We start from the raw sequence: 19,822 nt of genomic DNA, 5'->3' as shown, positions 1-19,822 counted from the left end.
GTTGGAAAGTAACATATTAAGCCAAGTGGAGCGCACGCTTTGTTAGCGCGTTTTGTCCCAATAGACAATCTCTCGAACTCTTCCGTTCTGATCCTTATCAGCCTTTCCGCCGATTTCAGAAAGCTCAGGCAAGCACGACAATGTTGGAGCGTGATAAGCAATCAACATCAAAATGAATGCGTCATAAATATCGTCTATCGCGACGTCTTTACGCTTGGTATTTAAAATGGCCAAAGACAAGCCGTCACACCATTGAGGGGCGAGTTGCTGAATAATAGAAAGCCGTTCCTCTTTGCCTTCTTGCGTTCGTTTGGAAAACGTCAGCGGTTCACCTTTCAATGCTGCAAACACCACCTCAGGATGTGATTCCCTTATCGAAAGGCTTGGGTGAGATTCAATGAGTTCATCAAGCTCGCGAATCTTGGGCACAATTCCCCAAGTCTGTTTAGAAAACTTCTTATCAAGCTGCTCAACATTAGCACTGCACGCCGCAATGTAATCGGTTTGGTAAACCGCCTCTCGACACGGAACAGGAAACACGGAAGAGCCACGTTTGCTGGTGAGGAAACGTCTTGCTGCTTTATCGCATAATCTATCTGGAGTCAGTGAATCGCTAAAGCCAATCGGCATATCGATTAACGTTGTTGATCCCGTAAGATCATCAACCAACTCTTCGAGGGTCTTCACCACCTTGAACTCAGGTGTTTCATTGCCAGAGACAATCCAAGCGATCCAACCCGCCTTGCAGCCATCAATTCCGATGTATTTCATTGTGTTCTCAAATTACGTGCCCATGTTATCTACGTACTGTCGCTAACTATCGGCTTTGAATCAACTTAACTCCGGTATATATGCCCACAATGATACTCAACACAGAAAAAACACCCGCCAACGACAGCACTGGCATCGCCACTAACAGCTGAGTATCGTTCCCGCCACCAGCCATCACAGCGCCAAGCCCCATAAGTACACCAGCAACCAAATGTTTACCCAACAGACGTATAGAGCTCAACCTCAGTGAAAACGACCCAGTAAACAACGCGGCGCTAACCATTCCAACTAACAGAGAGATCATCAAGATAAAACGCTCGCTGCTTGGCCAATCTTCGGCTTTTCCGTGCCAGAGTGAAGTACCCATAGATTTCAATAAACCACTTGGCGTCCAGTGTGGTTCATAAAGGAATACAAAACCTGCCGTTAAGCCAATTCCCAGCATTGATAACCATAACTTACGATTTACCGCATTCATGAAATAGCAACTCACCACAATAATGAACGAAATGCTCCCAAGGAATGCATAGCGAGAAAAATCAGACAATACCAACTTATCTCCCTTTAACTCGTTAGGTAAAACGGGAGCAAATAACAACCAAGCAACGAACCACCCTAATATCGTCGCCAGCATAACCAGTTCGCCACGAGCTAAGCGGCTTACGGTAGATACCCCGCAACCACTATTAATTGCCGCTCCAATACCAAACAGAAAACCACCAAACAGGGAAAACAGGCTCGGCCAAAAAGCGGCAGATAAAAGCCGCCCTTCTACGACAGAGCCAAGAGCCATAGAAACCCAAGCCAGCGAACCACTAAACACAATCGCAACGATGAACATCGGTGATCCGTTTATTGCCTCCTTCACTCCTCTCACCATACAAAGGCCCGTAGTTTGTGCAAGATACCCCAACAAGAAGATGCAGAGTAAAGCGAGAATAAACAACATACATAGCCCCCGAATTGCATTGATTTTACTGCTGTCGTTCGTTAAATATAGTAGCAACCTAGAACCCTAAGGACAGAAAATGCACCACAAGCTTATTGATTGGCATAAGTCTAGACATCCTAATTACTTAGGAGACAACAAGGTTAATAAACTTTCTTCCACTGAGCTTCAGTGTTTAACGGTTCAAATTTTACAGCCTATCGAACGCTCACTAGGAGAGGTAACGGTGACCTATGGTTATACAAGCCATCCTCTTTTAAGGTGGATATTGAAAAATAGCCCTGGAGATATGGCGCCCGATATTGACCAACATGCCTCTATGGAACTCAACACCCGGGATAGTCGTATCTGTAAGCGCAGTGGGGCTGCGTGTGATATTTATGTTGAAGGGTATGAGCAACGTATGGATGAGGTCGCTCGATTTATCTGCACGCATTTAGAGTTCGACCGCCTCTATTTTTATGGCAAAGATAAACCTCTGCATATTAGCGTTGGGGCTGATAATTCAAAATACGCACTTATCCGACAACGTCGAAGTGACGGGCTTCGCGTAAACACAAAAAGTGCAAAAGGCAGCGCCACACAGGCATTGTTTGATGATTTATAATCTTCAAAAACACCTAAGGAATAGGAATGAACGAAGAGCTATTTGCTGAACTTACCTCTCAAATAAAAGTTGGAAAACAACTACCCGATGCCATTTATCTTCATAAAGACGCATTCAGCGCATTGCCTAAAGTATTAACACAGTTCATTCCTGCCGTAGCAAAAGCCGTTAACTTAGATGAAGAAGAGTGGAACCTCGTTAAGCTGTTTAAAAAAGAGTTCCGCTTATCTCTTCTTCATTACCCTGATTTTTATACTGATTCCTATCCCGCATTAGAACAAAGCCTCAATGTCGACCTCTCTAAGCTAAGCCACAAAATTACAGGCTATCTCGAATCTGAAAACCCGCCGATCTTACATAGAAAAGAAACGATGGTTTTGCCAACAAGTGAATATTACGAACACTTCGTTTCACTCACACAAGAAGGCGAGAATGCAGGCCTGTACGAAAACAGCCGTTTGATTGGTTTTAAACGTTCTTGGGAAAACCTAATAGCACGCCATGGTTACGAGCTTGTCGATGGTCGATTATTCCGATGCTCCTCTGTGACAACGCAAGAAGAGGCTGGGATTGATAGGCACAGAACAGCCATCGTGCGCCATGAACTCTCCGCACCAATGAAGACTCTCGTTAAACATGGTTACTTAAAAGGCGAACACTCAATTTTCGATTACGGCTGTGGTCGCGGAGACGATTTAAGAGAGCTCGAAGCACATGGCCTCGACGCTCTAGGTTGGGATCCGAACTTTCAACCCGACAACGAGAAATCCAATTCTGATATCGTAAACATAGGGTTTGTTCTTAACGTAATAGAAGATCAAGATGAACGACTCGATGCCCTACTAGGCGCATGGGAGCTGACAGACAAGCTTCTGGTGGTTTCTGTCATGCTGGCCAACGAAAACTACATTGCTCAGTTCAAACCTTATAAGGATGGGGTCATCACCTCTCGTAACACCTTCCAAAAATACTATGCGCAATCAGAGATCAAAGCGTACATAGAGAGAAGCCTACAAGAAGACGCCATTACCGTCGCGCCTGGTATTTTCTATATCTTCAAAGACAAATTGGAAGAGCAACAGTACCTGCAGAGTAAATACAAACGACACCACAAGTGGCAGCAACTGACTTCACCAGAACCTATCGAAGCGAAAGATAAAGCCAAGCTACTTATCACTCAGCATCAAGACCTGTTCAACAACTTTTGGAATACCTGCTTAGAACTAGGCCGAATTCCGGCCAACGACGAATTTGAACAATCTGACAAAATTCGAGAGTTAATAGGCTCACACAGAAAAACCTTTAACTTACTGCAAGAGATGTTTGATACCCAAGAGTTTGAACAAGCAGAAAAAAGCCGAAAAGAAGATCTTCTCCTCTACTTTGCTATGGGACTGTTTGAGAAAAGAAAACCCTATACGCAGCAACCAGAGCCGCTAAAGCGAGACATCAAAGCCTTGTTTGATGATTACAAAACCGCGATCAACCTAGCTGCAGAATTACTATTCGCAATCGCAGATATCGACTTAATCCAGAAGCAGTGCCAGAAAGCACATGATCTGTTACCAGCCAGTCTTCTTAATGAAGGGCACTCTTTGATTCTGCATCGAGACTTTATCGATGATTTACCTTTGTTACTGCGAGTCTACGTAGGCGCAGGGTTGCAAATGTATGGCGAACTGGATGAAGAGGTAGACCTAATTAAAATTCATATCACATCAGGAAAACTTACCCTCACCGCCTATGATGACTTCGAGAAATCGGTTCCTTTCTTAGTAGAACGCATAAAAATCAAGATGGCTGAGCAAGATATCGACTTCTTCGATTACGTTAATGAAGATCGCAGGCCGCCATTGCTCAATAAGCACCTTTACATATCAGCCGAGCACGAGAACTACAAGAAACAACAGAGCTTTGATAAACGATTAGCAAAGCTCATGGAGTTTGAAGTAAGTGAAGAAACACGGATGATGAGAACAGAATTTGAGGTTCTATTAGAGAAGGAACATAAAGAAATCAAAGGGTTTACGCTAAGTTCAAAATAGCGCTTTTTTAGCACTATAAAAACCTATGGTTACCATAGATATCTGGCCTACATACCTGTAAAATACTCAGCCTATTTTGGCATACCTATGTAATAATTCGCATAGATAAGACTAAAGCATAACAAACTAAAAGCTTAGTTTGTCAAAATATGACATACCAACTATGGTTTATGTCATAGGCAAATAACATAACTTAGAGTTCACTATGCAAAATCAAGATTCAGGCTATTGCTATTCATTTCCAGCAGTCAGAGGTATTCAAGCAGGACGTCCATTTTACATTGCGACATGTCCTCTTCGAATCATCCCGAAGATTTTCAGTTATAACGAAGATGATGTTCCTCCAGAGCTTAGAGCTCAAAGAACATTAAACAAGACTCGTATACCTGAAATGGTCAAATACCTACTCGACAACCCTAAAGAGTACGTATTCTCAGCATTAACAGCATCGGTTGGAGTTGATATATCTTTCCACGATCATGAAGGTGCGCCTAATTTAGGTACGCTTCAAATCCCGATGGATGCACAGATTCTAATTAACGATGGCCAACACCGTCGTAAAGCGATAGAAGAAGCACTAAGAGAAAATCCTGACCTTGGGCAAGACAACATTCCAGTATTGTTCTTCATCGATGAAGGTTTAGGAAGAAGCCAACAAATGTTTGCTGACTTAAACAAGTACGCAGTAAAACCCAGTCCATCTCTTGGCACTCTCTACGATCACCGAGACGAAAGCTCTGAATTAGCACGTGAATTAGCAGCTAAAGTGAAGCCCTTCATCGGAATGACTGAAATGGAAAAGTCTAACATCAGTCCAAAGTCGAACAAGCTATTTACTTTAAGCAGTATAAAACAGTCAACACGAGCACTTTTAAGTAAAGGGCCTAAAGATGGTTTCACTGAAGAAGAGAAGCAGTTAGCTGCTGAGTTTTGGGAAGAGGTCACTCGCCATATTAAAGATTGGCAAATGGTGATCGACAAACAAGTATCCCCTGCACAGCTTCGCCAAGAATACATCCACGCACACGGTGTCGGGCTGCATGCTATTGGCGTCTTGGGTAAACACCTGTTGTGTCAGGAGCCAAAGCAATGGAAAGAAAAACTCCAGTTACTAGGGAAAGTCAATTGGTTGAAAACCAATCCTGAATGGATCAAGCGTAGCATGAACCACGGCAAGTTGAGTAAATCGAACATCAACATTCAGCTCACGGCAAACGCACTTAAAATTGAACTTGGGTTACCACTTACCCCAGAAGAAAAAGCTCTAGAGAAGCAGTTATCATGATACACGAGCTAAAATTGGCAGAAGATCTCGCCGAAGAATACCAAGAATTCATCAACGCTGAAGAGTTCGCAAATAATAAACTCAGCTACTATGTTGCTGACGTTCAACGCGTCTATTGTGCAGACAACCGCCCATGGGTGATCGGCTACAGTGGTGGTAAAGATTCCTCCGCTATCATGTCTTTAATCTATATGGCACTACTTGGCCTAGAGAAAGAACAACGCCACAAACCCGTATTTGTCGTTTCATCAGACACACTGGTTGAGACACCTGTTGTTGTTAACCACATTAAAGACTCCCTAGCGGCAATACAAAAAGGCGCTAAGCGTGACGACTTGCCAATCAGCTGCCACAAAGTTGTACCTGAGTCAGACCAAACGTTCTGGTCAAGTCTTCTTGGTAAAGGCTACCCAGCACCGACACGTTCATTTCGCTGGTGTACAGAGCGAATGAAGATCGATCCGGTTAGTGACTTCATCAAAAGCAAAGTATCTCAATTTGATGAGGTGATTGTTGTATTGGGCTCACGTAGCCAAGAAAGTGCCTCGCGTGCTCAGGTTATCGCTAAACACAAAATTGATGGCTCTCGTCTAGCTCGCCATACAACGCTAGCCAATGCATTCATTTACACCCCTATTGATACATGGGCTGTTGATGATGTTTGGAAGATCTTGCGTTTATGTCACCTAGAGACAAAAGAAACGCCATTAGGTATTAGAAACATCTGGAAAGATGACTATGACCTAGAATGGGAAAACCCTTGGGGCGGTAAAAACCTAGTACTTTGGAATCTATATAAAGACTCTTCAGGCCAAGGTGAATGCCCAATGGTGATTGACGAAACTACCCCCTCTTGTGGTAACTCTCGTTTTGGTTGTTGGACATGTACCGTAGTAACCAAAGACCGTGCGATGGAAAGCCTTATCCAAAACGGTGAAGAGTGGATGTCACCTCTACTTGAGTTCCGCAATAAGCTTGCGGCAACCAATGTCCCCAAAGACAAAGATGAGTATAGAAACTTTAAAAGAAGAACAGGCCGAGTTCACGACCACACAAAAAAATTGCCTTGGGATATAAAGACTCCAGAAGCAGCAATCACGTATATAAAAACTGAAAAACGTGACGAGCTGTATGATACCCAGGAATTTCGCATTATTAACGATAGTAACATTGAGATTCTAGATGGTAAAACTGTTGTCGAAACTGTTACTTATCAAGTTGATACCAAGGATTTAAAAGAGCGTAAAGCATGGTTTTGGTCACGCTATACTCCAGGCCCTTACTGGCTTAAATACCGCCGTCAATGGCTCCGTGAATTGCTAGAGCTAGATAAGAAATACAAAGCTGAAGGCCGAGAGATTGAGTTAATCACAGTGCCAGAGCTGCATGCTATTCGCCAAGAGTGGATCCACGATCCAAACGAACCGGATTGGGATGACTCTCTACCAACTATTTTTAAAGACGTTTATGGCTACGACCTTGATTGGGTATATGACGATAACGCAAGTTTTGGTAAAGATGACGCACAGCTGATCCATGAGCTTTGCAATAACTTCGATGTCGAACCGGAAATGATCATGAAACTCATCGAGCTTGAGGTATCTATGGAAGGTTTGAGCCGTCGTAGTGGCATCTCGAACAAGATCGCATCGCTATTGAAACGAGACTGGGGAAGCTTGGAAGAAATCAAACAAAAGCATGCTTCACTGCAAAGCAAAGCCGAGTTTGATATCCACCAACAAGAAATTGAGCGCTATAACGAACAGCTTGCTGACCTAGATAACCAGCTTCAAAAAGAGTTTTAAATACTGAAATGTTGATTACAAAACTAACTTTAAACAACTTTCGCGTGTTTCGCGGTGTGCATGAAATTGACTTGCGCCCCGCCCCAGCTCGTTTAAGTAAAAGTGGCCCTATCGAAGGGACCGAACGACCTATTATTTTGTTTGGCGGCTTAAATGGTGCCGGTAAAACATCAATACTGACAGCAGTTCGCTTAGCGCTTTTCGGGCGTCAATCATTTAGCCAATTACTTTCAAATGGTGACTACGTTGACGCTTTATCGGAACTGATTCACAAAGGTGTCGGCCACGGTGGAGTTCAAGATAATGCATCGATCGAGCTTGAGTTTAAATACAGCCAAAACGGTGAAGAGAACACCTATAAAGTGATTCGCGGTTGGAAACGTGGCAAGAAAGACAACCTATGCCTTGAAAAAGATGGCATCCAAATTCCAGAGCTGAATTACGAGCAGTGCCAAGGCTTCCTTAATGAGTTAATTCCAACGGGTATTGCTGATCTGTTCTTCTTTGACGGTGAGAAGATTGCTGAATTAGCAGAAGATGAGTCTGGTAACGTACTTAAAACTGCCGTTCGTCGTTTGTTGGGATTAGATGTTATAGCTAAGCTTAAAAGCGATCTGAACATCTTCTTAAAAAAACAGGGAGCAGGCGCTTTAAGTCAGTCTCTAAAAGAAGAGATGGATAATCTCGAAGATATTCGTATTAGACATGAAAGAGAATCAGACAAACTCCGCTTCGAAGCTGAAAACGAAGTCTATAAGCAGATTATCCATACTAATTCTGATATCCAAATTTTGGAAAACAAGCTTGCACAAAATGGCGGAGCTTGGGCAAAAACCAGAGAAGATGAACAACTAAAAGTTGAAAGCTTGCTGAAAGAAAAAGTGGAGCTTGAGAAACAGATTCGTATGGAGATGGAAACCAACCTTCCATTTTCACTTGCTCCAAAGGCAATGCAAAGACTGCAAACTCAAATCAAGCAAGAGCAGCAGGTTAAGAAGAAACAAAACTTTGGCAATGAGCTAGATTCATTCTTAGAAACCCTATGCTCAAAATACCCAAGCTTTGATACTGAGATGGCGCAAAATGCAATTGCCGACAGCTTTAAAGCTCATGTAGGTGAATTTGATTCTACAGATCTACTTTTAGATATTTCAGACCGTCAGTCGAACACCATTGATTACCAGTTATCAAATCTTTCGCAGGATTCTTTTGTTCGCTTTGATAAAGCGCGAATTCGCCTTCAAAAAGTTGAAGACGAGATCGACAATGCTTCAAACAATATCGCGCGAGCTCCCGAACAAGAGCAGGTACAAGAGTTGTTTACGGATGTTCGAGCATTAGATAAGAAGAAAGAAAAGCTAATTATCGAGTACCATGATTTACTTGAAAAAGCTAAGCGTGAGCTTCGACTAGCACTGGAAACAGCTCGTCAAATCCAAAAACTACACGACAAGCACAAAGATCAGTCCAACAAAGATCAAAGCGTTAGCAACGCCCAAAACTCAATTTTATTGCTAGAAAAGTTTGGTGAACAGTTAACCAAAGCTCGCGTTAATCAACTAGAGAATGAATTCGTTCAATCATACAAAAAATTAGCACGTAAAGAAGATTTGCAGATAACCGCTTCAATCAACCCTGCATCATTTGATGTTGAGTTAGTTGATGAACACGGTATTAAGATCAACCGTAAGGCGATGTCTGCTGGTGAAAAGCAGATCTACGCTATCTCGATCCTAGAAGCACTTGGTCGTACATCTGGCCGTAAGTTACCAATAATCATTGACACACCACTAGGTCGATTGGATTCACACCACCGTGATAAGTTGGTTGAGAACTACTTCCCTACAGCGAGTCACCAAGTGGTAATTTTATCGACAGATACCGAAATCGATAGAAACTACACAAGCCTCATCCAAGACGATCTTGCGCGTACTTACGAGATCTGTTTCGACGGTACAACCAAGTCTTCAAGGTTGAAAGAAGGTTACTTCTGGAAAGAATCGATTAAGGAGGCAGTGTAATGCTACCTAACCGCATGAACTTAACTCGCTCTACTGAAGAACAGCTTAAAAAGTTGAAAGGCTATACTGGAATAACTCCAAACGTTTCGGCACGTATTGCTTTCTTCCGTTCTATTGAAAGTGATTTCCGATACCAAGGCCAAGAAGCTAAGTTAGATGGTTCACTTGTACTAGATAAGTACACTTGGCTCGGTGAGACTAGTGATGTGACTGAGCTAATGCTGAAAATGTACTACCCAGAGCTTGATAGTAAAGAATGCCAACAAGCTTGGGCAGCACATGTTGAAGATGGGATTGCTTCTGTGCGTAATCACAAATTAATATCAGCCTTAGCAACTAAGATTGCTTGATTTTTTAAGCAACAATAGGGCTTCCTCTGCAAGCCCTATTGTTAGAAGTTTTGTTCATCGCAAAAATATGAAATTTCGTCAAATACATCAATCGACAAAAATTCATCAAGTCGATGAGAAATATTATACCATTTTGATGCTTGCTGATTTATTTCATTCTCAAAAGCCAAAATGAAACTAGATATTATATCAATTGATGCCCTCGATATTTGCTTAGTAAGCTTCACATTTCCATGAGTTAGCACAAAATTATTTCTCAACTCTTTAATTTTCTCCAATTCATTGATTAAATTGGGCTCAATAGAACTAAACTCATCTTGAGTTTTTATCTCAGACCACTTTCCACCAAAACCAGAAATAAAACGGTTGTTAACTAGTAAAGTATCAGGCTTAAATATTTCACCTTGGCGATTTAAAGCATCACCAATACGAGCTCTTCCAAAAAAAACCAGCAAACCATCACAGTACGCTTCTAACGCTCTAAAAGCATACATAAATGAACTAGAAATAACATTAGATGACAATTTAAACTCGGCAGCTTTAATAAAAAACGAGGACAATATTTTAATAGATATTGGATAGCCATCCACCAGCTTCAGACTTAAGTCACTATTATTTCTCAGGCTAAATAAATCATTCAGGCATGAAATCTTTCTTTCCTTAAAAGCATTAGTACATAGGTAATAATCGAAAACTGAACTTTGATAAAAAGATCTTACTTTATCTAATTCATTTAAATTGAGCATTTCTAAATACGTTTCATCTTTTCGATTCCAAACTTCCTCGTCTAAAAAAAAACCATCTTTAGATATAAATCTTTCATCATATGTAGAGATATTTTCTAGAAAATTAATATAATTACTTAAATTATACTTCAAAGTCGAAGATAGTGTACTTGATGCTATCATAGACTTTAACCTGAACAATCGAACCCTAGCTTGAGTTCCAAAATTATTTCCCTGAAAGTCATATATATCAATTTCTAAATTTAACAATCTTCCCGTGTTCACACAAACTGGCATTAATTTTTCAACTTTCAAGGATTCCAGAAATAACACGTCGCTATACTTTTGATTAGTAACCCTTAAACTAAAGTCTATTTCCAATTCCGTTAAAGATTGTAGTTCATGTTCATATAACTCTCTAGAGGATACAATTATAACAGGTGAGTATAAGCACATACCCACCATTGCATTGTCATTATCATCCTCCCTAATATCAACTAGATAATTACTATTCATCTTCACCATCATCAGAAGTAAAAACTAGTGCGCTAGCTTCAATACCAAAGCAAGAACGTAAAGAATCCAAAGCAGTATCTAATTCTGTAGAAATAGCTTCTGTAATAGCTTTATCAAACGGTTCATTTGCATTTCTTCTCTCAGACGCTGTTGATGCTAAAATCAACTTTTCATCTCTTTCAGATTCTAATTGCAATAGTTTTTCCCTATCGAATGAAGAAACAGAAAAATTAACTTTATAATTTTTCTCAAAGTATTTCTTCTTATCTAAGGTCATTCTGTTTACATACGAACTAAATTCTTTAGAAGCTAGATTTAACAACCTTTCAGCACATGACTCACTAACGATCCCCTTAACTTTCGCTAAAATAGAAGGAGAATTCAAAGAGCAAATTATCAATCTTGATAGCTGCTTCCTTGTTTCTTTTGTTACTTTAAGCTTATTAGCATTATATATAGTATTTTGAACATAAGGCTGTCTGAAATCATAATTTCTACCACAGTCAATCAAGCTTGAATCCAATAGTAATATCAATATTTCAGTTGCTTCTTTCACCGTAAACCCAGAAGCGACTACAATTTCTAGTATTTTAAACCAAGACTCTATTATTGACTTCTGAAATATTGATCTTCTAACAATTTCAGAAACCTTCCCTTTTCTATTAGCAAGTAATACATTATAGAATTCCGAACGAAGTTCCCTTGCTTTCTTTTGAGAACTATCTATCGGATCATTGAATAATATATTATTCTTTACCAGAGATGCAGAGTCAGAGATAGATTTCCTTTCCGAAATTGCTTTTTCAATAACTTCATCTAATGAGTCTTTAAATGTATCATATAGAACCTTATAAGACTCAGACTCAAAAAATATCTCTACCAAATGCTTGGTTATATTATCGTTAACTAATTCAGTTAATTTGGATTTATGTTTAATAGAGATAGATTCTAAAGGGAATTTTTCTGGTTTAGGCTTTTTATTTTCATACTCATCAACCCCAAAGTCAAAATCTGATATATTATCATCTATCTTAAGAATTTCATTAATCAGTTGAATACCAGATTTATTGTTAAACATCTCTTCAAATGCTGAGTTCAAAACTCCAATGCTAGTTGTGGTATGTTCCCGACTTATATTCAATGATTCTTTGTGATTTTTAGTATTCCATTCAATTAAACCTAACCCTTCATTAGATAAACTAGGAGAGTTGAGAACTTCATTACAAAAATCTCTACAAATAACAGAACCAAGAGAATCATCTTTTAATAAAGTAAGAAAATGCCCACTGACTCTTTCAACGGTCGAGTTAACATCGACAAATAAACTTCGCATAACGCTCTGGATATTTGGAATATCTTGTCCATCAGAAGACAATGACTTTATTGATTTTGGTGAGTACACAACACAGACCGGTAAAACAATATTTTTAACGCTTTCGTAATGTTCTCTTCTTAAGTAGTTCAGGGCATATAGACGGTGCTGCCCATCAATAACAACTAATTTAGCTCCTTTCATTTGCTTTGGACTCAAATTTAGAGAAATTTCTGCCTGAGTGGATGTAATTCGTATCGACTTATCAACAAGGTCACTATCTAAAATATTTAAGTCAAATCCCTTCTTTGCAGGATAGTTTTCAACTTTGAATACTCCTGGCCATTCTCTCGTATGTGTCCCACCAAATTTATCTTTTATAAATTCATACTCTGAGTCAGGGTAAGTTTCTACAATATTATCTTGATTATCAGTCTCGACTACTGCCACTAATAAAGGCGGAAGAAATATAATTTCCTTCTGCTTTTTTGTTCCATCAGTATAAATATACTGACTAATTTCACTTAAAGCTCTCTCTTCATCAATATCCCTCTGAATTAAATAGTCAAAATTCAATTCAGAGTACAAATCTCTAGCCAGACTAAGGTGTGGAAGTTCATTAATGGTAAAAGAAGTCATTACAAATTCTATCGGTATTGTCGACTCAGTATCAAATATTCCAAATGCACCACTTCTACTAAACTCATACTTGTAACCATCTTCTAAAGGTCTTCTTTTGTCATTCATTATTATTACCCATTTTTCAATTCATTAACCAACCTCAGTAGTTAATACTAGCAAGCACATCAACCTTAAATAACCTGTAATGAAAGAATACCGATATTTATTCTTACTAACTTTCATATACAACGTATTACTTTATAAATTTAAGTTACCTAATGGGCTAGAGTCCATCTAACTAAAACGCGAGGAACTCCCGGATCCAATTACGAGTTAATATGCATCTGCATTATATTACTATGATATAGCATAACAAAAAACGCCCTAAAGGGCGTTTAAAATCAGTTGTTTATTGAAGAAGCTCCCAAAATGCTCTATCTCTCATTGGGAGTATCTTCTTCGCCCCATCAATGTATAAGCTGTAGTGCTTCTCTAGCTTATTGATGGTTTCCATCAGCTTCTCTTGTTCTGCTTTTTCGTTTACACCAAACATGGCTTTTAGCTCTTGTGGGCGAATCTTCGCTACGCGATGAATTACCCATGTAAGTACGTAACTTGAGTAGTCATTCTCACCAGTTTGGAAGTGGGTGATGTCTTGTGTAGACAGAATCACACCAACACCGTATTCACGGCCTTCCTTCAAGATCTTACGTAAACTTGGGAAATTTTGAGACATGAAGTTATCCGCTTCATCCACCAAAATCATCTTAGTAATTTGGCGGAAATCACCTTGGACTTCAGGCTTACCTTTCTTCTGCATTTGTGAGTAGAAAAGGTCTAACGTAAGTGCGACTACAAGGTTTTGAATTTCTGAAGGGTAACCCGCTAGTTCAACTACCGTGATGCCATCCACCAAGTCATAAAGGCTCATGCACTTGGTGTTATCGTCTTCAAAAATCTCTAGCTCATATAAGCTCTCAAGTGCCGCATATAATGAATCTTCATCTGGTTCTGTTTCAATGAACAAGTCCCATACCTGTGAGATTGTCGGCGCTGCTTTTGACCAAGTGTTTGGATCCGCTTTGCGGATACCCGCCAACTCATACGCTTCACCCACCAGCTTACGCAAACGCAGTTGCTGTTTTTGGCCCAAGCCAAAGGCTTTCCCCATGGTTTCAGAGAAGCCACGTGCGGTGTGCACAGGTAGCATTGGTGTATCGCCAAACAAGCTCAGTGGGTTATACGGCAGTTTATGAAGGTTAAACTTCTTACCCGCGGTCGCTTGTTGAAACTTGTCGTCTACATAATCGGATTTGTAGTCGAAAATAAGCATCCCAATTGGCGCACCGTTTACGTTGTCTGCTTGGTTGCGGTAAAGCTGAGTGATCACCGACTTGGTAAACTGCGTTTTACCCGTACCCATGGTGCCAATAATGCCGGTATTGGTATTCATGAATTTGGCGGTATTGGTTGGCTCCCAGTTCAATGGTGCTTGTGTTAACGCATTGTGGCCAAATAACACGTTTAGGTTGCTGTTAGATTCGACCTTCATAGGCTCAACGACTGGTGCTACTTGCTCTTCAACAACTGGCTGTTCAGGCTGCACTGATTCTGTCGTTTCAACCTCATCAGATTCTACTACCGCTGGCTGTGATTCAGCTTCAGGGAATTTCTCTAATCGAGTCTCACCATTCAACACATATTCACTTGGCACGTGGCAAAGTTTCACTACATCTAATTCGTTCAACACTTCTTGCAGCGGAGTTTCCACTAAGCCAGGAAGTAGCCCCATCGGTAGGTCGACTTTTAACACCCCTTCCATCATTTGGTAGTCGGGTTGTAAACAGCCAGCCCCTTCAAGGTGGCTAACCACAAAGCCCTCTGGGTAGTCTGCAATTTGACCAAGTGAATAGTCGCCTCTTAGCCACTCTTCTTTGTTAGCAAGTAAGCTATCGAAGTAATTATCTGCAAACACCTTGTATAGGCGATACTTGTCGACTTGCATCAATACTTGGCGCATAAATAGGCCACGGTAAAGCTTGCTCGCTAGGTCATCATTTCCTAGTAAGTCTTGGCTTAAGTAACGTAGTAGCTCTTTCGACTGTTTAACGGCTTTGTTGTAATTCGGCACCGAGCCCGTTTTTACTTCAACAGGTAATAAATACATGTCTTGGTCTTTGAAGCCAACCAGCAACACATCGTCAGAAATTTCGCCTTTCTTGTAACCTTGTACATTACGAGAGAATTCACTGTCAGACATCTTCAGGCCAATGTTGCCCGATACTCGGATCATCTCAGCGACAGACAGCGGTACCCATGTAATGTCTGAATCATGCACAAGGCTAGTCACAAACTTGTAGGCACCAATCACGCCTTTGCGTTCTTTATTTATGGTCGGCGCACAGGTCATCATTTTAAGGAGCCAATCGCCGTTGAACGCGTTGAACTCATTAATTTGGCCACCATCACCTTGCTTGATGACTTTCTCAAACAAACCACGCTGAGCGGTAACCGTGATCGCGTCGTAGCTTGATGAACTGGTGTACTGATCTGAATAGTGAATCAATACTACGTCTTCATTACTGTGGAAGAAGTCCAACGTAACCTTAGGATCAATAATGGTCGTCCAGATAGAACTCTCGTACGAACGTTCTAGTAAACCTTTAAAGTCTTCACTTACAGCAAGGGCAACCGCGTTTGCACCGTGATATTGAGTATTTGGCTTGAGTGCAGGTTTTAACAGAGCACCGACGTATTTAGCCATCATCAAATGTGGGTAGTCTTGGTAATCCGTTCCTTTTAAGCCAAAGCCCGTAAAGTACGAACCTGATTTACTTTCAGAAGCATCACCCGTTAATAGACCATCACATGCAATGCCTGATGCCATATCTTCAATCGCAATGTCTGAGCAATCGACCTTGTCGTTATTACGGAAAAAGGAAAGATGCGCATAAGACTGACCATCTTTTTCGGCTTGGGCATTAGTGAACTTGCTGTAAGTTAGACGCGTGCGAAGAATATCGATAATAGTATCTGCAACTTCACGAACTTTACCCTTGTTCAGCTCTAGCCACTCTTTCAATTCATCGTAATTGGCTGTTTCAGCAAATCGGTCAAACGCATTAAACGCTAACTTGTCGTCATACAGGTTAATATGAATCGATGCAGCCTGATCTTGGTTACTGCGGACATAATCCACCAGCCCCATGAATAACTCTTCAGCGCTGTCTTGGTTCACCGCATTGACAATAATGCTCTTCTCAGAGCCTGTGAACAGTTGGCTGAATGCCGTTTGGAACTCATCGATTTTCTCTTTTACCAGCTTACGAACGAAAGTAAGAGAGCTTTTCTCTTGAGGCACACTCTTGATCCAGAATGCGTTCTCTTTCACCTGTTGGTTATAAGAGAACTCATGTTTTGGATGGAAAACATATGGCAGCAAACCTTTTGGTGACAAGCGTTCGAAAGTGACATCCGGTAGCTGAGCAAAGCTCTTGTCATTACGAATCGAATTTCTTAGATTGAGGTAATAAGCCAAAATCAGCGGGTGGAAGGGTGAGTAATACTCCTCACCTTCTGAGTTAACTAAACCAATAGTCAGTGCTAGCTTTTGCTCTTTGGTTAGCATACTGCCTGTTGGAATTGCTTCAAAATAACCTAAGCAAGCGTCAACCGTGTTTTGAACAAGCGTTGTAAACTCATCTCCCCAAGATGCCAATGAAGGCGTACTGCGGCGTTGTTCTAGGTAATCAAAAAGCTCAACGTAAGAAGAGTGAATGGCATCATCAATCGCTTGCAGGTCATCGAGCTTGAGCGCCCCTGAATCAGCAATCGACACCACTTTGTTGTTAATGAACTCTTCTTCCCAACGCAGTAGTTTTAAGCGAACACCAGGTACAACGAACTCGCTGTTGTCGATGCCGACCTTGCCTTTGTGAGAATAAAACTCGCCGTTGTATTCATCTTTGAAAAGCTTGTGATAACGACCTCTATTGATCAATAAAGGTAAGCTCAATGAATCGGTGGCTACTGCACCTTCAACATTAAACTTAAGCTGGTTATCACCTGATTTAACGGCAAAATCTATTTCGTCAGCTTCATTGGCTAACGCTTCAAAATCCACTACGGCGTAGTCTGCTGCATCGACAACCTGCTTAGCATCAAGCAGTGAACATGCGCTGCCTTCGTTGGCTCTGATTTGCAGCTTATTCTCTTCCATATTCAAGGTTAAGCGCTGCTTCGCTGGTGCAGGCTCTACCAAGAAGATGTTTTTGAACGGTTCAATATAGAACTCGCCTTTTCGAACCACTAAACAACGGAAGTTATAAACTTCAGATTTATTCTCGCGCTTCAACGCCAAATTAAAGAACAATGGCTCGTGCTTATAGGTACCTTTTAAGCTAGCTCGTGTCGTTTTTAGGCCGTTAAGTGTGGTAATCACTTCCTCGTTGTTGAGCGCTTTTGCTGGCTGAATTTTGAATTGGCTTCTCTCAAGATTACTCGCACCTTGGAAGATCAGCTTCAGTTCAAACTCATTCACATCTTCATCTAACTCGATGATTAAGTGGCGATCACGCATACCCGCTTTGGTCTCTGCACGGTTACGCGCTGTGATTGTGATACCATCACTCGCTTGCTCTTCTTCAAGAACTAGCTGCTGTTGCGCATTGCGTTTTTTCTCTTGCAGAAAAGCTTCAAATTCAACATCTTTCCATGCATCCGTTTCAGCAAAGTTTTCTTTAATAAATTTCTCGCCGAATGATTTCAAGCGGTCTTGAAGCTGACCACCAAAGTGTTCAACTTCAAAAGTGAGCTCTTCATAAAGTGCACGGTTATCTTCTAGGCGTTTTTTAATTTGCTTAGGATTGCCGCTCATTTCAGCTACAAGCGGATCTTCAAACATGCCCAATTCATTGAAGCGCAAGTCACCGTCTTCAACTGCTTTGTATAGAGATTCAAAACCAAACATGGTTGCGCCATCTTCTAAAATGGCATCAAATTGGTCATCAAGCAGGCAATTCGACACATCGCGCCCTTTGTCTTGCTGATCGATTAACCCTTTCATTGCCGCTTTGATCTTTGATGCGCTCCAAACCTGCCCCACTTGAGCTAAGTCTTCTGCAGAGTTTATCAAGGTATCAAGCAAGCTGTTGTGGATCACAACTAGCGCGCAACCTTTTAAGTAGCCTGATTGACTCGCCACTTCGTCACGCAAATGTGAGATGTAGTTTTCAGTGAAGCCTTCGAACTCTGCTGGGTTTTCGCTATGAATCACAGGTACGATTTTGCAACCTGACAGTTCAATGAATGGCAATTTAATGTCGTTAGTCGCATCAATGCTGTTTTCAGAATGAGCCGTCATCGCCTGATACAAGCGCATGCTATTTTCATTGTCTGGCGACTTAAACTGATAGCGAAAACCTGCCTTGATGTGTGTTTCAGCATCCGCTAAAAACTGCTCTACTAGAAAGGTCTCAAATTGTTTTACGGACATATACTGCGTCTCCACTATCACTCATGCGCTCTACGTTACCAATGCGCTCATAGAATTTAATTAGTTCTTGTTCTGTTTGTTTATCAACGAAAATGCCACGTTGCTCAAAAGCTGTGATTAATTCGTGGAAACGGAGTTTGTCCTTTTCTCCAACAACTAGGTTGGTTAATAATATTATGTAGTCTTGGTTAAGTACTAATACTCGACCACTACGACCTCGGCTTTGAATAAAGTGAGACGCCAGATATTTCTCGACTTCTGATACATACTTCTTGTTGATATTGAAACGCTCACCGACGCTAAACTGCGCTGATGCCAACTTCATTACATTGCCAAGCCAATCGAGCGCCAATTCAGACTCACCTAGATCTGTGTCTAGATTACGTTGTGACTTAAACGCTCTGGCAAAGTTTTCTAGTTGTTCTTTTAGATGCGTCGACTTCGACTCTTGAATGCCCTTTGATATTTCCCACAGAGGTACTTTTATCGCATTCTTATCGCCAACACCTGGCTGAAGTAGCTCAAGCATCGTCAGCATAGGGAACAGTCGAGTGGCTGACTCATTAAATAGCTTATAGCCGTGATTCTTAATATGGGTGCGTTCGTTACTCGCACGCTCATGATCCATAATGAAATATAAAGGCTTAGCCACTGGCTCTTCACCACTGCGCCAATCAGTTATCGCTAAACTCAGCTGCGCGGTGTATGCGAAACCATAAAAAGACAAGAACGACTCAATTTCACTGAGTAGATACTTAGGGCGACTTGCCAAGAATTTCAGGTCGTCACGGAATGCTTTCGAAAGATAAGGTAGATAAGGTTTCTCGCTCGCTTGCAATGACGAGTCAGACTTCATTTTTCCACGAAGCGTAGAAAGCATCTCACGTTCAATGAAGTTTAACTTCGCATCAAACTCTTCAACACGCATGTTCTGCAGTAAGTTGGTAAACATAGAAGCGACACGCGAGTCACCTGCCGCAAACTCACCTTTTTGTGCTCGAAATAGAAGGAGCTCAGGGCTAACAGTAAAGATATCTTTGTTATCAAAGTACATCTCTTTTAGCACCTGCCAAAACTCTTCTTCACCGAGCTTTTCTTCAAAGGCGCTTTGGCAGTCAGCCACAAACTCTTCGTAGCTATAACCTTCTACTTTTTTACGTAGAAGCCCACGTAAAACTAAACCGATGACCGCATCAACATCAAAGTCATTACCTTTGGTTCGAATAGGTAAGTAGCTGCTTAGGCTATTTTTATTTCGCACTTTTTCCGCAGTTTGTGGCAACGTTGGATTAAATGGTTGGGTGTAATTATCCATTGTCAT

The 19,822-nt window shown here is 41.1% G+C and carries 12 protein-coding genes; 6 read left to right on the top strand and 6 right to left on the bottom strand.

The features are described from left to right. Window positions 1-42: 42 nt before the first annotated feature. Both BCU34_RS01680 and BCU34_RS01675 read right to left on the bottom strand, forming a co-directional pair. Window positions 43-771, bottom strand: coding sequence for a DUF429 domain-containing protein (locus BCU34_RS01680; protein WP_102479240.1), 729 nt, complete (start codon window positions 769-771; stop codon window positions 43-45). Window positions 772-817: 46 nt separating this feature from the next. Further along, on the bottom strand, window positions 818-1,612 hold the full coding sequence (locus tag BCU34_RS01675; RefSeq protein ID WP_102479239.1) for a YeeE/YedE thiosulfate transporter family protein: 795 nt from the start codon (window positions 1,610-1,612) through the stop codon (window positions 818-820). 187 nt (window positions 1,613-1,799) lie between these two features. Between BCU34_RS01675 and BCU34_RS01670 the strand changes: the two genes are divergently transcribed. From BCU34_RS01670 to dndE, 6 genes are all read left to right on the top strand, one after another. Beyond that, entirely contained in the window at window positions 1,800-2,327 is a 528-nt protein-coding gene (locus BCU34_RS01670) for a hypothetical protein (protein WP_102479238.1), read from the top strand. A gap of 26 nt (window positions 2,328-2,353) precedes the next feature. Then, window positions 2,354-4,372, top strand: coding sequence for a DNA phosphorothioation-associated putative methyltransferase (locus BCU34_RS01665; RefSeq protein WP_102479237.1), 2,019 nt, complete (start codon window positions 2,354-2,356; stop codon window positions 4,370-4,372). 205 nt (window positions 4,373-4,577) lie between these two features. Continuing rightward, complete coding sequence (dndB, locus tag BCU34_RS01660; protein ID WP_102479236.1) at window positions 4,578-5,657, top strand: DNA sulfur modification protein DndB; 1,080 nt, start codon at window positions 4,578-4,580, stop codon at window positions 5,655-5,657. Next, a complete protein-coding gene (locus BCU34_RS01655; protein ID WP_102479235.1) occupies window positions 5,654-7,462 on the top strand; it encodes a DNA phosphorothioation system sulfurtransferase DndC in 1,809 nt (602 codons plus the stop codon). Before dndB ends, BCU34_RS01655 begins: the two co-directional genes overlap by 4 nt. A gap of 8 nt (window positions 7,463-7,470) precedes the next feature. Continuing rightward, complete coding sequence (dndD, locus tag BCU34_RS01650) at window positions 7,471-9,483, top strand: DNA sulfur modification protein DndD (protein ID WP_102479234.1); 2,013 nt, start codon at window positions 7,471-7,473, stop codon at window positions 9,481-9,483. Continuing rightward, entirely contained in the window at window positions 9,483-9,833 is a 351-nt protein-coding gene (gene dndE, locus BCU34_RS01645) for a DNA sulfur modification protein DndE (RefSeq protein ID WP_102479233.1), read from the top strand. The genes dndD and dndE overlap by 1 nt, the downstream gene beginning before the upstream one ends. A 41-nt stretch (window positions 9,834-9,874) precedes the next feature. Here dndE and BCU34_RS01640 read toward each other — a convergent pair whose 3' ends face one another. The 4 genes from BCU34_RS01640 to dptG all read right to left on the bottom strand — a co-directional run bounded on the left by BCU34_RS01640 (window position 9,875) and on the right by dptG (window position 19,822). Continuing rightward, window positions 9,875-11,074, bottom strand: a complete 1,200-nt coding sequence (locus BCU34_RS01640; protein WP_146163856.1) for a hypothetical protein — start codon at window positions 11,072-11,074, stop codon at window positions 9,875-9,877. Continuing rightward, window positions 11,067-13,133 (bottom strand): hypothetical protein, encoded by a 2,067-nt coding sequence (locus tag BCU34_RS01635; protein WP_108145123.1) that lies wholly within the window; start codon window positions 13,131-13,133, stop codon window positions 11,067-11,069. The genes BCU34_RS01640 and BCU34_RS01635 overlap by 8 nt, the downstream gene beginning before the upstream one ends. 283 nt (window positions 13,134-13,416) lie before the next feature. Continuing rightward, window positions 13,417-18,501, bottom strand: a complete 5,085-nt coding sequence (gene dptH, locus BCU34_RS01630; RefSeq protein ID WP_102478553.1) for a DNA phosphorothioation-dependent restriction protein DptH — start codon at window positions 18,499-18,501, stop codon at window positions 13,417-13,419. After that, window positions 18,482-19,822: a DNA phosphorothioation-dependent restriction protein DptG gene (gene dptG, locus BCU34_RS01625; protein WP_102478554.1), complete on the bottom strand. Its 1,341-nt coding sequence runs from the start codon at window positions 19,820-19,822 to the stop codon at window positions 18,482-18,484. Before dptG ends, dptH begins: the two co-directional genes overlap by 20 nt.

It is taken from the genome of Vibrio sp. 10N.286.45.E10, from assembly GCF_002874195.2.
GTDB lineage: Bacteria > Pseudomonadota > Gammaproteobacteria > Enterobacterales > Vibrionaceae > Vibrio > Vibrio crassostreae.
Note: the sequence above shows the minus strand (reverse complement) of the source record. Positions and strands in the feature narration are given on the sequence as shown.

Bases quoted from the DNA above. Each gene is read 5' to 3' on its own strand.
- dptH (WP_102478553.1), bottom strand. From the start codon at position 18,501: ATGTCCGTAAAACAATTTGAGACCTTTCTAGTAGAGCAGTTTTTAGCG.
- dptG (WP_102478554.1), bottom strand. From the start codon at position 19,822: ATGACAATGGATAATTACACCCAACCATTTAATCCAACGTTGCCACAA.
- dndB (WP_102479236.1), top strand. From the start codon at position 4,578: ATGCAAAATCAAGATTCAGGCTATTGCTATTCATTTCCAGCAGTCAGA.
- BCU34_RS01665 (WP_102479237.1), top strand. From the start codon at position 2,354: ATGAACGAAGAGCTATTTGCTGAACTTACCTCTCAAATAAAAGTTGGA.
- BCU34_RS01635 (WP_108145123.1), bottom strand. From the start codon at position 13,133: ATGAATGACAAAAGAAGACCTTTAGAAGATGGTTACAAGTATGAGTTT.
- BCU34_RS01640 (WP_146163856.1), bottom strand. From the start codon at position 11,074: ATGAATAGTAATTATCTAGTTGATATTAGGGAGGATGATAATGACAAT.
- dndD (WP_102479234.1), top strand. From the start codon at position 7,471: ATGTTGATTACAAAACTAACTTTAAACAACTTTCGCGTGTTTCGCGGT.
- dndE (WP_102479233.1), top strand. From the start codon at position 9,483: ATGCTACCTAACCGCATGAACTTAACTCGCTCTACTGAAGAACAGCTT.
- BCU34_RS01670 (WP_102479238.1), top strand. From the start codon at position 1,800: ATGCACCACAAGCTTATTGATTGGCATAAGTCTAGACATCCTAATTAC.
- BCU34_RS01655 (WP_102479235.1), top strand. From the start codon at position 5,654: ATGATACACGAGCTAAAATTGGCAGAAGATCTCGCCGAAGAATACCAA.
- BCU34_RS01675 (WP_102479239.1), bottom strand. From the start codon at position 1,612: ATGTTCATCGTTGCGATTGTGTTTAGTGGTTCGCTGGCTTGGGTTTCT.
- BCU34_RS01680 (WP_102479240.1), bottom strand. From the start codon at position 771: ATGAAATACATCGGAATTGATGGCTGCAAGGCGGGTTGGATCGCTTGG.